Genomic DNA, 15,000 nt, shown 5'->3' with positions numbered 1-15,000 from the left:
TTTGTCTAGCATCTAAAATAAAAATTGACGTTTCACGTTGTTTGTTTCGTTTAGTTTTCAAAGTTCAACATCGCGTTTCAGCGACTTTTATAATTTAACATTTTTCGTTAAATCCGTCAACAACTTTTTTCTTTCGTTCCTGACGACGCTTATTAATTTACCATATTAATCATTTATTAGTCAACACTTTTTAAAAAAATGCCAAAATAATTTTTATCTTGGCATGATATAAAGCTTAATAACCACTAATGCAGCGACACCGGGTAGCCCTAATAAACTTGTGATCGCCGCTGTACCCAAATTAATTGGAATATGAAAATCAAAATATGTCCCTACGACATTTACGATAAAGAGTAATGCTATTCCTAACGTAATATGAAAGAGTGCCTTTCCTATGAATCGTAACGGCTTAGAAGAAACACCAAAAACAAGGAAAATAAAAACTAACGCAAGAATACCACCAATAATAATTGTAGAATTCATTTTTTCCTCCTTATGAATGACCTATACATAATTATTTGTATGGGACAAGGTGAGGAAAAAGAACATTTATCATATAACACCAATCGTTTTATCCTACTAATCTTTATTCGTTAACACTTTCTTCATAAAAACCGTTAATCGCTCCGTCCAAGCGAAGTGGCCACTACATGTTTAACAAATAAAATAAAAGGTTCTGCTTTTCAGCAGAACCTTTTACCATTGTTCCATTTTTACAGGACGACGTTTTGCCTCTTTTAACAAGAAGAAATATTTCGCCTCTGCTATTTTTAAAGAACAAAGTACATCTTGAGATGGTTCCACACTTTGTTCAACCATTCTCTTCTGACGTAACCATTCGTTCTTCACTTTTTCTAATAGTACAATTAGCTTATCATCATACTCTTTACGCAATTTACCCTTTTTTTGAAAGAACATTTTTGTTTCTCCTCTTATACTTCTCTACGACCTTCTAACGCTTTCGACAGTGTCACTTCATCTGCATATTCTAAATCTCCACCAACTGGCAGACCATGTGCAATACGAGTTACTTTAATACCTGTCGGCTTTAAGAGGCGGGATATATACATCGCTGTAGCTTCCCCTTCAATATTGGGATTTGTTGCTAATATCACTTCTTGTACCGTTTCATCGTGCAGTCGTTTTAAAAGTTGCGGGATATTAATGTCTTCCGGTCCAATTCCCTCCATTGGAGAAATAGCACCACGTAACACATGATATACACCTTGATACTCTTTCATTTTTTCCATTGCGATTACATCTTTCGGTTCTTGCACGACACAAACAACTGATTGATCTCGATGTGAATCGTTACAAATATAACAAGGATCACGGTCAGTAATATGCCCGCATACAGAACAATATGCTAAGTCTCGCTTCGCATTTACAAGTGCTTTCGCAAAACCTAACACATCGTCTTCTTTCATATCTAATACGAAAAATGCCAATCGAACCGCTGTTTTCGGTCCGATTCCTGGCAATTTCATAAAACTATCAATTAGTTTTGATATTGGTTCTGGATAATGCATATATCAATATCCTCCTAGAACATTCCACCTGGTAAGTTTAAGCCTTTTGTAAATTTACCCATTGTAGAGTTTGAAAGTTCATCAGCTTTTTTAAGCGCATCATTCGTTGCAGCTAATACTAAGTCTTGTAACATTTCGATATCTTCTGGATCTACAACTTCTTCTTTAACTTTCACTTCAAGAATTTGCTTATGACCATTTGCAATAACTGTAATCATACCGCCGCCAGCTGTACCTTCAACTGTCTTTTCTCCAAGTTCTTCTTGCGCTTTTGCCATATCTTTTTGCATTTTTTGCATTTGTTTCATCATGTTATTCATATTTCCCATTCCGCCACGCATCATAATTAATTCCTCCTAATTATTATTACTCTTTTATTTCAATAAGTTCTTGCCCTACTAATTTTACTGCCTCTTCTATAAGAGGATCTTCTTTCTTCTCTGGGCTTTCTTCAGAATCCCCACCTTCACGCTGTAAAAAATCTTCACGGATTTTACCCCATTCACTTTTTGGAATGGCAATCATATTTAATCTTTTACTTAGCAATTCAAATAAGGCTTGTTCCACTGTATCCATAGCTTCTCGATTTTCGCTTGCCATTTTACAGTGAATCTCATATTGAAACGCTAAAACGTAAGTATCATCCGAAGCCGCTACCGGTTCACTATTTTCTAATAAAACAGCAAACGCTACTTTGTTGTATGCTTTGAGTCTTCCTAGCAACTCACCCCATACAGCTTTTAATTGTTCTAAATCTTGACGCTTTGCTTGCTTTAATACTTCATTTACGCGTCCGACAGGAATCTTCATACTACCTGTCCGCACTGGCTTCGGTGCTGCACGTGTCTCTCTGACTTCCTGCTGCACACCAGCCGGCACACCATTCTTTTTGACTTGTTCTAACTCTTTCTCCAATTGCTGCATCCTGTTCATAATTGCTTGTAAACGATCTGCACCGTTTGCTTGCATCATAAACTGTTGACACAGTTGTACCATAACAACTTCTAAGAAAATTCGTGGATGATTTGTCCACTTCATTTCCTGTTGTCCCTTACTAAGAGTATGAATGATTTCATAGATTACTTCCGGTTGCATTTCTTCACTTAACATCCGGAATTGCTCATCTACCATTACTCGTTCCAACATATGTTCCAGTTGTGGTGAAGTTTGATATAAAAGCATATCACGATAATAGTAAATGAAATCCTCCATAAAGCGAACCGGATCTTTCCCTTTACCCATCATCTCATCTATGATACGTAATGCTCTTGATACATCATTTTCACGTATACATTCTACTAAGTTGCCTAAGTATTGCTGAGAAACAGAACCCGTTACAGCTAATACATCTTCTGTCGTAACTGTCTCATCACTATAAGATATCGCCTGATCAATAAGACTAAGCGCATCACGCATACCACCTTCAGCGGCACGCGCAACAATTTGTAACGCCTCATCTTCTACTTGCGTACCTTCATTGGTCACAACCGTCGATAATCTCTCAACAATGTCATTTACTGATATTTTTCGGAATTCGAAACGCTGACAACGTGAAATGATTGTAGGCGGTATCTTATGCGGTTCTGTTGTTGCTAAAATAAAGATGACATGTCCTGGCGGTTCTTCTAACGTTTTTAAAAGCGCATTGAAGGCACCCATAGAAAGCATGTGAACTTCATCAATAATGTATACTTTATATTCTACAGCACTTGGAGCATATTTTACTTTATCTCTAATATCTCGAATTTCATCTACACCGTTATTTGAAGCCGCATCAATTTCTAATACATCTGAAATAGATCCTTGCGTAATCCCTAAACAAGAGGGACATTCATTACAAGGTTCAGCTACCGGAGCATGTTCACAGTTGATTGCTTTTGCAAATACTTTTGCAATTGTCGTTTTCCCTGTTCCCCTCGGGCCAGAAAATAAATACGCATGTGAAACTTTCTCTTGAAGAAGGGCATTTTGCAACGTTTTTGTCACGTGCTTTTGACCGACTACATCTTCAAATTTCTGCGGTCTCCATGTTCGGTATAACGCTTGGTATGACACGAAAATACGGCCTCCCTCAAAGGTTATTATCTCATTTATTATAACCCATTCTGTTTATAGATTCCAAAAGTTATTTTCTATACAAAAAACCCACCTTAATATTAAGGTGAGTTTTGTATACATATATAACTGCCGTGCACCTTCTGTCGATTACGTACCATAAGCGTTACTTAAGCAGTTAGCTCGGTTCAGGCACTCCTGCGGCACACGAGAAAACCCGCTTATTGCTGCTTCCTTCCGGACCTGACAAGGTTCACGGGGTCCCGTTGCGCAGGACCCAAACGTCAACACCACTTACTTAAGGCAGGCCTTACAGCAACATAACCTCGAGAAGGGATTCGGCCTCGCTAGAGCGGATTGCGAGTATAGGGCACCGCTACCTCCCCGCTTAGCACGGCAAAGTTAAAACCAATATTCGGTTGCCTTCATTAAAGGCACTATCAGTATAACTTGTTTTTTTATAAAATGCAAATACGTTAATTCTCGTTGCTTTTCTCTAATTTCTTGATAGCTTTTCTTTTTTTACGAAGTTCTCTAAAAAAGTTTGTTAACAGCGTACCGCATTCTTCTTCTAATACACCAGCTACTACTTCACATTGATGATTAAAGCGTTCATCCGTTAAAAGATTCATCAATGTCCCTGCACATCCACCTTTTGGGTCACTTGCACCATATACAACTCGCTTCACTCGTGATAAAACAATTCCACCCGCACACATCGGACAAGGCTCTAATGTTACATATAACGTCGCATCTTCTAAACGCCATGTCCCTAATTTTTTGCACGCCTCATCAATAGCTAACAACTCAGCGTGAGCTATTGATCTTTGCTCAGTTTCCCTTAAATTATGAGCAACACTAATTACCTTACCATCTAACACTATAACTGCACCAATCGGTACTTCTTGTATTGCCTCTGCTTTTTTAGCCTCTTCTATTGCTAACTGCATAAAATAAATATCTTGATCGCGTTCCATAACACAGTCCTCTCATTACAGATAAAGTACACTTATTTCCATTTACTACACATGGGATAACTTTTACAAATTCAATCCACCCTAAGAAAAAAGAGAGGGGATTACATATGAAGAATACTGCCTTACTCATTATCGATATGATTAATGATTTCCAATTTTCACACGGACCCATCCTGGCCAAGAAATGCGAAATTATAACAAACCCTATTTTACAATTAAAGAAAACGATGAAATCCTTCGGCTATCCCATAATTTATATTAATGACCATTATCAACTTTGGAGATCTGATATTGACCAACTAATTACTCATTGTACAAATGAATATAGTGAAAATATCATTCATAAGATTGCTCCAAATTCTGACGATTACATTTTTATTAAACCACATTACTCTGCCTTTTATGAAACACCTTTAAATTCTTTATTAGGTTATTTGAAAATAGAAAATCTAATATTAACAGGAATCGCTGGTAATATATGTATTCTATTTACAGCTAACGATGCTCATATGAGAAATTACACACTGTATGTACCACAGGACTGTATTGCCTCTAATCATGATCAGGATAACCTGCATGCTTTAAAAATAATGGAAGCCACATTAAAAGCAAATATAGTACCGTCATCCCAAATAAAATTTAATTAATACATATATCTATTTTCTAACTTTTTATATCAAATTAACCCGCTCGCTTCCCTCTTGTGCTACAATAATTCTGTTTTGTGTTTTTAGTAGTCACGGCAAATCACTGATTGAAAGGAGGAAACAGCGTGACCGGAGTACCATTTATCACGGTTGAAGGACCAATTGGTGTTGGAAAAACCTCACTTGCGAAGGCAATTTCAGCTCACATGCAACTCCACTTACTAAAAGAGATTGTTGATGAAAACCCTTTTTTAGGAAAGTTTTATGAAGACATCGACGAATGGAGTTTTCAAACAGAGATGTTCTTTCTTTGTAATAGATACAAACAACTAGAAGACATTAACATAAAGTATTTGAATCAAAGGAAGCCAGTAATAGCGGATTATCATATATTTAAAAATTTAATTTTTGCATCCCGTACATTAAAAGATTCTCAATATGACAAGTACATGCAAATCTATCGTATCCTTACACAAGATATGCCTGTGCCAAATGTCATCGTTTATTTAACAGCTAGCCTGGAAACATTACAAAAGCGAATTGCAATGCGTGGAAGAGAATTCGAAAAAAATATGGACCCAAATTACTTACTACAGCTCACAAAAGATTACGAAACAGCAATGGATACTTTCAAAAAGGACCATCCAGATATCCCGGTATTGAAATTTAACGGAGACGATATGGATTTTGTACAAAATCCCGATGATTTAAACGTCATCCTATCCGCCCTTCAAAATACTCTCTTAAAGGAGTCGAAATAATAATGAATTTAAGGCAAAAATATGATATACCAAATGATGCAGTAATTACTATCGCTGGAACAGTAGGTGTCGGAAAATCAACTATGACAACTGCACTAGCTAACGCTTTAGGTTATCGCACATCATTTGAAAAAGTAGATTCTAATCCATATTTGGACAAGTTCTATGCTGATTTCACACGCTGGAGCTTCCACTTGCAAGTATACTTTTTAGCAGAACGATTTAAAGAACAAAAAAGAATTTTTGAATATGGTGGCGGTTTTATTCAAGACCGTTCTATCTATGAAGACACTGGCATTTTTGCAAAGATGCATCATGAAAAAGGTACAATGACGGAAACTGATTATGAAACATACAAAGGTTTATTTGACGCTATGGTCATGACTCCTTACTTCCCTCATCCAGACTTATTAATTTACTTAGAGGGTTCTTTCGATGATATTGTAGACCGTATTCAAGAACGCGGACGCCCGATGGAGCAGCAAACACCAATTGAGTATTGGAAAGAGATGCATGGGCGTTACGAAAACTGGATCAATAACTTTAATTCATGCCCTGTTTTACGATTAAATATTAATGAATACGATATTTTAAAAGATGGAGATTCTATTGAACCAATCATTAAAAAAATTGGCCATTTTTTAAAACAAACACGTAAACTTGTAAAATAAAAAACCCGTGCATACGCACGGGTTTTTCTATTAAATTACTTCTTCTTTGTTGGAGCAATAATTTCACTCTCTGGTTTTCCAGCGTTAATACGCTGACGAACCGTACTTGTACTAATATCGTATGTCTCAGCAATCTCTTTAACAGTCATTTCTTTCCCGTTAATTACTGCTGTTAATACTTTACCTGTACGTTTTGGAGCTGCTTCTTTCTTTACAGCTTCTTTTTTAACTTTTTTTGGTGCCTCTACTTTTGTCGCAGTTTGTTTTACATCACAAGTGCAACCACAAAGTTTACGGAATGTATCATCGCTAATAATGCGTGATACGTTTGCACCACTGTTTAAAATTCTATTGTTCTTACAGACAGGACATTGTACATAATATAAAGTTTTTCCATCTAAAGGAAACGTTTGTATAATAAGATCCATGTTGACTCCTTTCATATCTATGAAGATAATCATCGGAATATGAGTGCGTAATAAGGACAAAATCGCCTTACACCATACTTTATGATTGGTTTTAAAATAAAAACTCGTTACGTGTTGGTAACGAGTTCTCCAATCTCCACTTATATGCGCTGTTGTCAATTATATCTGGAGGAGGTAGAGGGATTCGAACCCCCGCGCGACTCTCGCCGCCTGTCGGTTTTCAAGACCGATCCCTTCAGCCAGACTTGGGTATACCTCCATATTGACATCAAATATAATATCAAAAGAAAAACAGTTAGTCAACCCTACTAAAATAAATTATGAGGAAAGGAAAATTTTACTTTCCCTCTCCTACATTATAGTACTGACAACGCTCATAATTACCAATCACTCATACCGATGAATGTTTATAAATTTACTTAATAACTGTTTTTCCTCCCATATAAGGGCGAAGAACTTCTGGAATTATAATTGTACCATCTTCTTGTTGGTAATTCTCTAAAATAGCTGCCACCGTACGTCCAATTGCAAGACCAGATCCATTTAATGTATGAACATGTTCTGGTTTTCCGTTTGGTTCACGACGGAAACGGATATTTGCACGTCTCGCTTGGAAAGCCTCAAAATTACTACAAGAAGAAATTTCACGATATGTGCCATAGCTTGGAATCCATACTTCGATATCGTATTTTTTCGCTGCTGTAAATCCTAAATCGCCTGTGCACATGCTCATAACGCGATATGGCAACTCTAACAATTGTAACACGCGTTCTGCATCATTTGTTAGTTTTTCTAACTCTTCATAAGAATCTTCTGGTTTCACGAACTTTACAAGCTCTACTTTATTGAACTGATGCTGACGAATTAAACCACGTGTATCACGGCCAGCTGAACCTGCTTCAGAACGGAAACAAGAGCTAAATGCAGCATATCTTATAGGCAATTGCTCTTTATTTAAGATTTCATCACGGTGCATATTCGTTACAGGTACTTCAGCTGTTGGAATTAAGAAGTAATCTTCACTTTCAATACGGAATGCATCTTCTTCAAACTTTGGAAGTTGTCCAGTTCCTGTCATACTTGCACGGTTTACCATATACGGAGGTAATACTTCTTCGTATCCGTGCTCATCAGTATGAAGATCAAGCATAAAGCTAATTAAAGCACGCTCTAACCTTGCGCCAGCACCTTTATAGAATACGAAACGGCTTCCCGTTACTTTCCCAGCACGTTCAAAGTCTAGAATTCCTAAATCTGTAGCGAGATCCCAATGTGGTTTTGGTTCAAAAGCAAATTCCTTCACATCTCCCCAAGTACGCGCTACTACATTATCATCCTCTGTTTCACCAACTGGAGCAGATTCATGAGGGATATTTGGAATAGATAACATTAATCTTTCTAAATCTTCTTCAACTGTACGAAGTTCATTATCAAGATCTTTTACTTTTTCTCCAACTTCACGCATTTCTAGAATTAGAGCTTCCGCATCTTTCTTTTCGCGCTTCAATACAGAGATTTGTTGAGATACTTCATTACGTTTACTTTTTAGTTCCTCTGTTTGAACAAGTAGTTCTCTTCTTCTCGTATCTAACTCTTCAAAGCGACCAAAATCAGTTAAATCTTCGCCTCTATGTTGTAACTTTGCTTTTACTTCTTCAAAATTTGTACGTAAAAATTTAATATCAAGCATTATATACTCCTCCTTTTATTTTATAAAACACAAAAAACTCCCGTCCCTATATAAAGGGACGGGAGTTAACCCGCGTTGCCACCCTAGTTGAAAGCATTACCGCCTTCCTCTCAAGTAGAAATAACGGCTCTTCACCGGGAACGTTTACTAATCATAAAGATATTCCACATTCCATTCCAGGATGGATTCACAAACTGTTTCTATCGATTTCCACCAACCACCGACTCTCTATAAGAAACCACATTTGTTACTACTTCCTATCAACACGCTTATTTTATAAAATTGTTACCATCAATTTACTATAATCTTATACAAGTTGCAAGTTACTTATACAACTTTTTTCATTTTCGCTTCTTTTACCATTTCTACAAAGTATGCTGTTACACGATGATCATCCGTCAATTCCGGATGGAATGAAGCAGCTAAAAACTGTTTTTGTTTTACCGCTACCATTCGGTCGCCATGCGTAGAAAGCACTTCGACATCATCTGCTACATCTACAACATACGGGGCACGAATAAATACGCCAACAAAATCTTCTCCCACACCTTTAATAGAAAGTGCAGCTTCGAAGCTATCTTTTTGACGCCCGAACGCATTGCGCTCAACTGTAATATCCATAGCACCAATATGTGCTTCTTCATAGCCAATAAGTGTTTTTGCAAGAAGAATCATTCCTGCACATGTACCAAACATTGGTTTACCAGACTTCGCGAATGTACGAAGTGGCTCCATGAAAGCATACTTATCAATAAGACGGCGCATTGTTGTACTTTCACCGCCTGGTAAAATAAGACCATCAATCTCTTCAAGTTGCTCTATACGCTTTACAACAACAGCTTCTGCACCACTTGCCTCAACTGATTTTACATGCTCACGAACTGCACCTTGAAGACCTAGTACACCGATTTTCACCATTTTAAAGTTCTCCTTCAATTACCATCCGCGCTCTTGCATGCGTTGTTCTGGTAATAACGTTGAAATTTCGATACCTTTCATCGCATTACCTAATCCTTTAGAAAGGCTTGCAATTAGTTCGTAATCCTCATAATGAGTCGTCGCTTCAACGATTGCACGTGCAAATTTCTCTGGATTCTCTGATTTGAAGATACCAGATCCAACAAATACACCATCCGCACCAAGTTGCATCATTAACGCTGCATCTGCTGGTGTTGCTACACCACCTGCTGCAAAGTTTACAACCGGCAAACGACCAAGGCGTTTAATTTCAAGTAGTACTTCATAAGGAGCACCAGTGTTTTTTGCATATGTCATTAACTCATCTTCACGTAGACTTGCAACTTGACGGATTTCTGCATTGACTTGGCGCATATGACGCACTGCCTCTACAATGTTTCCTGTTCCTGGTTCACCTTTTGTACGAAGCATAGATGCACCTTCTGCAATACGACGTGCAGCTTCTCCGATATCACGGCAACCACATACAAACGGAACTGTGTAATCACGTTTATTTAAATGGTATACTTCATCGGCAGGAGTTAATACTTCACTCTCATCGATATAGTCTACCCCTAATGATTCTAATACACGTGCTTCTACAAGGTGACCGATACGGCATTTTGCCATAACCGGAATTGACACAGCACCCATAACTTCTTCAACGATCGTTGGGTCTGCCATACGAGAAACGCCACCTGCTGCACGAATATCTGCTGGTACGCGCTCTAATGCCATAACAGCAACTGCGCCTGCCTCTTCTGCAATTTTTGCTTGTTCAGCGTTAATTACGTCCATAATAACGCCGCCTTTTTGCATTTCTGCCATTCCACGTTTTACACGTTCTGTCCCTGTTACATTTGTCATGTTACAAAAACCCCCCTAGGTGAATTGCTTTTCCCCGTTAAAGGCGAAAATTAAGAATACTCTTACATTCTACCACTAACCATCAGATGCTTGTCTACTACTTTTTCATAAAGTCGGTATGAAAAATAGGAATAAGAAAAAGCCCCTACAATGAGGAGCTTTTAAAACCAACCTTTTACTGTATCAACAGCACTATTCCATATACCACTAAAGAAAGAACCGATTCCGCGCATAGAACGAGTAAACCAATTCGCTTCTTCTACTGCAGATGTTGTTACAAGATCTATTTGTAATGACTTACCAGATAAAAATCCAGGATCATTCGTATCTTTTGGTGTAATTACCATCTGGCCAAGTGCAGCTCCCTTTTTAATAGGTGCTTCTTGTCCCTTACTTGCTTCTTTTAATTCTGTTTTATAAACATCTTTACTTCCCTTTGGCATTGGAAGTGAAACAGCTTGTTTTGTTTGAACTGCTACATCTTTATCTTTTGCATTTTCTACTCGTACTGTTTCATGTCCTTTTATCGAAGAACCTTTTTTATACACTTTCTTCATTTCAAAGTTATCAAATCCGTAATCATATAGCTTCTTTGTCTCATCGAAACGTGCTTGACGAGAATTTGTTTTAATGACTACAGAAATAAAACGCATTCCATTTCTTTCAACTGTACCAGTGAAACAATCTCCTGCCTCTGGAGTTGATCCTGTTTTCAGACCATCTACACCATCATATGCCTTAGATAAACCTTTTAACATCCAGTTCCAGTTCAACATTTGAAATTTCTCTTTTTCGGGACGGAAAACTTTCATCGGAGTTTTTGCTGTATCTAATACTTTAGGATAATCTTTAAGTAGATGTTGTGCTAAAGTTGCAACATCCTTCGCAGACATTTTATTTTCTTCATCCGGTTGTGTACCTTCAGGATGCATTCCTTTTAAATCTTTGTTCGTTAAGCCTGTAGAATTGACAAATTTATAATTTTTCAATCCTAGTTCTTTCGCCTTATCATTCATCATTTTTACGAAGTTTACTTCTTTATCCGCAATTGCTTCTGCTAATGCAATTGTTGCACCATTTGCAGAAAAGATTGCCATCGCCTCATATAACTCTTTTACTGTATAAGTGCCACCATTTTCTAATGCAACATTTGATAATGAAGCATCTTGTGAAACTTTATATGCATATTCAGAAACCTTAATTTTTTGATCCCACTTAAGTTTTCCTTTATCCACTGCTTCATGAACTAAATATTCACTCATCATTTTTGTCATACTAGCAATTGATAATAATTCATCTGCATTCTTTTGATATAAAATCTTACCAGAATTCGCTTCAACTAAAATTGCCGCACCTGCTTCAATGTTTAAAGCAGATCCTGTTTCTGCTGACGCATTGCTATATGGTAACAACATACTACAAGCTAGTGTAAGCATTGTTACTAACGCAATGAACCTTTTGCAAAACATACCTTTCACTTTTGCTACCCCCAATATCTATGTACTCACATAACCGTTATTCTAACATAATCAAAAAAAAATAGACAGAGATATCAAATCTCCGTCTATTTGTATATAAGACATTATAATGAGTAGTTTGGAGCCTCTTTTGTAATTTGTACGTGGTGAGGATGGCTTTCAAGTAAACCCGCACCTGACATGCGAATAAACTGTGCATTCTCACGTAAGAATTCTAAATTCTGTGCTCCGCAATAGCCCATACCTGCACGTAATCCACCAACTAACTGGTGAACTGTATCTGCTAAAGGTCCTTTATATGGTACTCGTCCTTCAATACCTTCTGGAACAAGTTTTTTATTTCCTTCTTGGAAGTAACGATCTTTACTTCCTTTTTCCATCGCTCCGACAGAACCCATACCACGATATACTTTAAATTGGCGACCTTGGTAAATTTCAGTTTCACCAGGGCTTTCAGCAACACCAGCAAACATGCTACCTAGCATAACAACATGTGCTCCTGCTGCTAAAGCTTTAACCATATCACCAGAGTACTTAATACCACCATCGGCAATGACTGGGATACCGTGTTTACGAGCTTCTGTTGCACAATCATAAACCGCTGTTAATTGTGGTACACCAACGCCAGCTACAACACGTGTTGTACAAATAGAGCCTGGTCCAATACCAACTTTAACTACGTTTGCACCTGCTTCAATTAATGCTTTTGTTGCTTCAGCAGTAGCAACATTTCCAGCGATAATGTTTAGTGACGGATATTTTGCACGAACTTCTTTTACTTTATCAATAACACCTTGAGAATGCCCATGAGCTGTATCAAGTACGATTGCATCTACGCTAGCTTTTACTAATGCATCGATACGAGTCATAGCATCAGCCGTTACACCAACCGCTGCTCCAACTAATAAGCGCCCTTGCTTATCCTTCGCAGAATTTGGGAATTCAATTACTTTTTCAATATCTTTTATTGTAATAAGCCCTTGTAATACACCGTTGTTATCAACAAGAGGGAGTTTTTCAATTTTATACTTTTGTAGGATCTTTTCAGCTTCTTCTAGCGTTGTACCAACTGGAGCTGTAATTAGCTGTTCTTTTGTCATTACGTCGGAAATTTTGATTGAGTAGTCTTGGATAAAACGCATATCACGGTTTGTGATAATACCAACTAACTTTCGCTCATCTAAATTATTTACAACCGGTACACCTGAGATACGGTATTTTCCCATAAGATGCTCTGCATCATACACTTGATGTTCTGGAGTTAAAAAGAAAGGATCTGAAATAACGCCACTTTCAGAACGTTTTACTTTATCAACTTGCTCTGCTTGTTGTTCAATAGACATGTTTTTATGAATAATTCCTAAACCGCCTTGACGAGCCATTGCAATAGCCATATCAGCTTCTGTTACTGTATCCATTCCTGCACTAATTAACGGGATGTTTAACTGTAAGCTTTCAGATAAAACTGTTTTAACACTTACTTCTCTTGGTAGTACATCTGACTTTGCTGGTACAAGTAATACGTCATCAAAAGTCAAACCTTCTTTAACAAATTTAGATTCCCACATAATTGTTCCCCCCATGATACCAGAAATTATTATTAGTAGCTTATCAATTGGTTAAAATACTGTCAAGGACGTATATATATGTTAGAATTTTTAGACAATAAAAGGAGCGTAATATATGCATCAAACACATTGTACTTGGCAGCAATTAAGTTTCTTCTTTTCATCTCAAAATGTACAACGTTATCTTGCCCGTTGTTATGAAAAATCCTCCATACAAGATGCTGAAAAAAAAAGTTTTGAAAATTGTTATCCCTTTATTTATTACTTAGAACATGGAAAAAATTATTATGAATTATATAAGGTATCCCCTTTCTCAATTCAACCAATGTTATTGTTTTATGGAATGAGCCAACTTTTTAAAGCCTGCTTACTAACCATTGATCCTAACTATCCAGAATCCACTACTGTTTTAGCTCATGGTGTTACGACCCGTAAACGAAAAAAACAAGGATATCAATTTTTAGAAGATGAGGTGAAGGTACAAAAAAACGGATTATTTACTCATGTTGCAGAACAGCTGTTTCACATGAAACACTTAGAATCAGAGAAGTTTAACATGTTGGATTTAATGGGAAATATTCCTGAATTACAAAACTTATTTCGCTATAGTCAAAGAGGTGCCACTTTATATAAAATTGATTCAACACATACAAATGAGCTTTCTTTTTCAGTCAACATACTAGATCGACTCCATATGACTACAGAAAGATTTTCACGTTACATTGAATCAACTTGTAAGCATTTATCCATGCAACATGTCCCTGGGAAAACGAGCGAATCGAATTTGCTTTTTACAGCTCCTATCCAATCGTGGAATCCTATATATAGTACGCCCTTATACTACGAATATCTTGCTGATACTTATTACTTACCACTTACAACTGACCCTAGAAATCCTAAACCTGTATTACCCGAACTTCTTGTTCATTATTTATTGCTCTACAATTTAAGTATGATTTCTAGATATGAAACAGATTGGTGGTATGATTTACTTGGAAGCTATGGTTCTGAAGATTACCCGTTTATTTATCAATTCCTTAATATTTCTGCTCAAAAAATCCCTTACTATATTTCGGCTTTTTTACTAGCAGAACCGAGCCTATTTCATGGGAAATAAAAAAACACAAGTCAAAAGACTTGTGTTTTTAGTTGCTTGGCGACGTCCTACTCTCACAGGGACAAGGTCCCAACTACCATCGGCGCTAGAGAGCTTAACTTCCGTGTTCGGTATGGGAACGGGTGTGACCTCTCTGCCATCATCACCAAACTATGAAGGCATATTCCTTCAAAACTAGATAACATTTGCTACATATTATATGGTTAAGTCCTCGATCTATTAGTATTCGTCAGCTCCACATGTCACCATGCTTCC

Annotated in this window: 16 protein-coding genes, 1 tRNA gene, 1 rRNA gene, 1 other RNA gene and 1 other annotated feature; of the genes, 4 read left to right on the top strand and 15 right to left on the bottom strand. The window is 37.2% G+C overall.

What is annotated here, in order from left to right; all coding sequences use genetic code 11:
* Positions 1–213 precede the first annotated feature (213 nt).
* The 7 genes from ATN06_RS00315 to tadA form a co-directional block, all read right to left on the bottom strand.
* Positions 214–483: a pro-sigmaK processing inhibitor BofA family protein gene (locus tag ATN06_RS00315; RefSeq protein WP_060629166.1), complete on the bottom strand. Its 270-nt coding sequence runs from the start codon at positions 481–483 to the stop codon at positions 214–216.
* A 213-nt stretch (positions 484–696) separates the two neighbouring features.
* A complete protein-coding gene (locus ATN06_RS00310; protein ID WP_000466020.1) occupies positions 697–918 on the bottom strand; it encodes a YaaL family protein in 222 nt (73 codons plus the stop codon).
* 14 nt (positions 919–932) lie between these two features.
* Positions 933–1,529: a recombination protein RecR gene (recR, locus tag ATN06_RS00305; RefSeq protein ID WP_000559169.1), complete on the bottom strand. Its 597-nt coding sequence runs from the start codon at positions 1,527–1,529 to the stop codon at positions 933–935.
* Between the two features lie 14 nt (positions 1,530–1,543).
* Positions 1,544–1,870 (bottom strand): YbaB/EbfC family nucleoid-associated protein, encoded by a 327-nt coding sequence (locus ATN06_RS00300; RefSeq protein WP_170930109.1) that lies wholly within the window; start codon positions 1,868–1,870, stop codon positions 1,544–1,546.
* 25 nt (positions 1,871–1,895) lie between these two features.
* Positions 1,896–3,584: a DNA polymerase III subunit gamma/tau gene (dnaX, locus tag ATN06_RS00295; RefSeq protein ID WP_060629165.1), complete on the bottom strand. Its 1,689-nt coding sequence runs from the start codon at positions 3,582–3,584 to the stop codon at positions 1,896–1,898.
* Positions 3,585–3,716: 132 nt separating this feature from the next.
* An RNA gene (gene ffs, locus ATN06_RS00290) (signal recognition particle sRNA large type) lies at positions 3,717–3,981 on the bottom strand.
* A gap of 79 nt (positions 3,982–4,060) precedes the next feature.
* Positions 4,061–4,561 (bottom strand): tRNA adenosine(34) deaminase TadA, encoded by a 501-nt coding sequence (tadA, locus tag ATN06_RS00285; RefSeq protein WP_060629164.1) that lies wholly within the window; start codon positions 4,559–4,561, stop codon positions 4,061–4,063.
* Between the two features lie 107 nt (positions 4,562–4,668).
* Between tadA and ATN06_RS00275 the strand changes: the two genes are divergently transcribed.
* From ATN06_RS00275 to ATN06_RS00265, 3 genes are all read left to right on the top strand, one after another.
* Positions 4,669–5,208 (top strand): cysteine hydrolase family protein, encoded by a 540-nt coding sequence (locus tag ATN06_RS00275; protein ID WP_060629162.1) that lies wholly within the window; start codon positions 4,669–4,671, stop codon positions 5,206–5,208.
* Between the two features lie 125 nt (positions 5,209–5,333).
* Entirely contained in the window at positions 5,334–5,969 is a 636-nt protein-coding gene (locus tag ATN06_RS00270; protein ID WP_060629161.1) for a deoxynucleoside kinase, read from the top strand.
* A 2-nt stretch (positions 5,970–5,971) separates the two neighbouring features.
* Entirely contained in the window at positions 5,972–6,640 is a 669-nt protein-coding gene (locus tag ATN06_RS00265) for a deoxynucleoside kinase (RefSeq protein ID WP_060629160.1), read from the top strand.
* Positions 6,641–6,675: 35 nt separating this feature from the next.
* Here the strand turns inward: ATN06_RS00265 and ATN06_RS00260 are convergent, their stop codons facing one another.
* The 7 genes from ATN06_RS00260 to guaB form a co-directional block, all read right to left on the bottom strand.
* The gene (locus ATN06_RS00260) at positions 6,676–7,068 is read right to left on the bottom strand and encodes a sigma factor-like helix-turn-helix DNA-binding protein (protein ID WP_060629159.1); all 393 of its coding nucleotides are present in this window, start codon (positions 7,066–7,068) and stop codon (positions 6,676–6,678) included.
* A 166-nt stretch (positions 7,069–7,234) separates the two neighbouring features.
* A tRNA-Ser gene (locus tag ATN06_RS00255) sits at positions 7,235–7,327 on the bottom strand.
* A gap of 156 nt (positions 7,328–7,483) precedes the next feature.
* Positions 7,484–8,758, bottom strand: coding sequence for a serine--tRNA ligase (serS, locus tag ATN06_RS00250; RefSeq protein ID WP_060629158.1), 1,275 nt, complete (start codon positions 8,756–8,758; stop codon positions 7,484–7,486).
* A gap of 51 nt (positions 8,759–8,809) precedes the next feature.
* Positions 8,810–9,031, bottom strand: a binding site (T-box leader).
* 54 nt (positions 9,032–9,085) lie between these two features.
* Positions 9,086–9,676, bottom strand: coding sequence for a pyridoxal 5'-phosphate synthase glutaminase subunit PdxT (gene pdxT / locus ATN06_RS00245; RefSeq protein ID WP_060629157.1), 591 nt, complete (start codon positions 9,674–9,676; stop codon positions 9,086–9,088).
* Positions 9,677–9,694: 18 nt separating this feature from the next.
* On the bottom strand, positions 9,695–10,582 hold the full coding sequence (gene pdxS, locus ATN06_RS00240; RefSeq protein WP_000186157.1) for a pyridoxal 5'-phosphate synthase lyase subunit PdxS: 888 nt from the start codon (positions 10,580–10,582) through the stop codon (positions 9,695–9,697).
* A gap of 161 nt (positions 10,583–10,743) precedes the next feature.
* Positions 10,744–12,051: a D-alanyl-D-alanine carboxypeptidase family protein gene (locus tag ATN06_RS00235; RefSeq protein ID WP_140350411.1), complete on the bottom strand. Its 1,308-nt coding sequence runs from the start codon at positions 12,049–12,051 to the stop codon at positions 10,744–10,746.
* Between the two features lie 113 nt (positions 12,052–12,164).
* Positions 12,165–13,628 carry an IMP dehydrogenase gene (gene guaB / locus ATN06_RS00230; protein WP_060629155.1) on the bottom strand — a complete coding sequence of 488 codons (1,464 nt, stop codon included), beginning with the start codon at positions 13,626–13,628 and terminating at the stop codon, positions 12,165–12,167.
* 115 nt (positions 13,629–13,743) lie between these two features.
* Here guaB and ATN06_RS00225 point away from each other — a divergent pair, with 115 nt between their 5' ends.
* Positions 13,744–14,745: a YaaC family protein gene (locus ATN06_RS00225; RefSeq protein WP_060629154.1), complete on the top strand. Its 1,002-nt coding sequence runs from the start codon at positions 13,744–13,746 to the stop codon at positions 14,743–14,745.
* A 34-nt stretch (positions 14,746–14,779) separates the two neighbouring features.
* On the opposite strand, the gene rrf is transcribed toward ATN06_RS00225, so the two are convergent.
* Positions 14,780–14,895 (bottom strand): 5S ribosomal RNA (gene rrf, locus ATN06_RS00220).
* Positions 14,896–15,000: the final 105 nt, after the last annotated feature.

Origin of the sequence: Bacillus thuringiensis (assembly GCF_001455345.1) — a bacterium.
Classification (GTDB): domain Bacteria; phylum Bacillota; class Bacilli; order Bacillales; family Bacillaceae_G; genus Bacillus_A; species Bacillus_A thuringiensis_N.
This window is presented reverse-complemented; position numbering and strand designations above follow the sequence as displayed.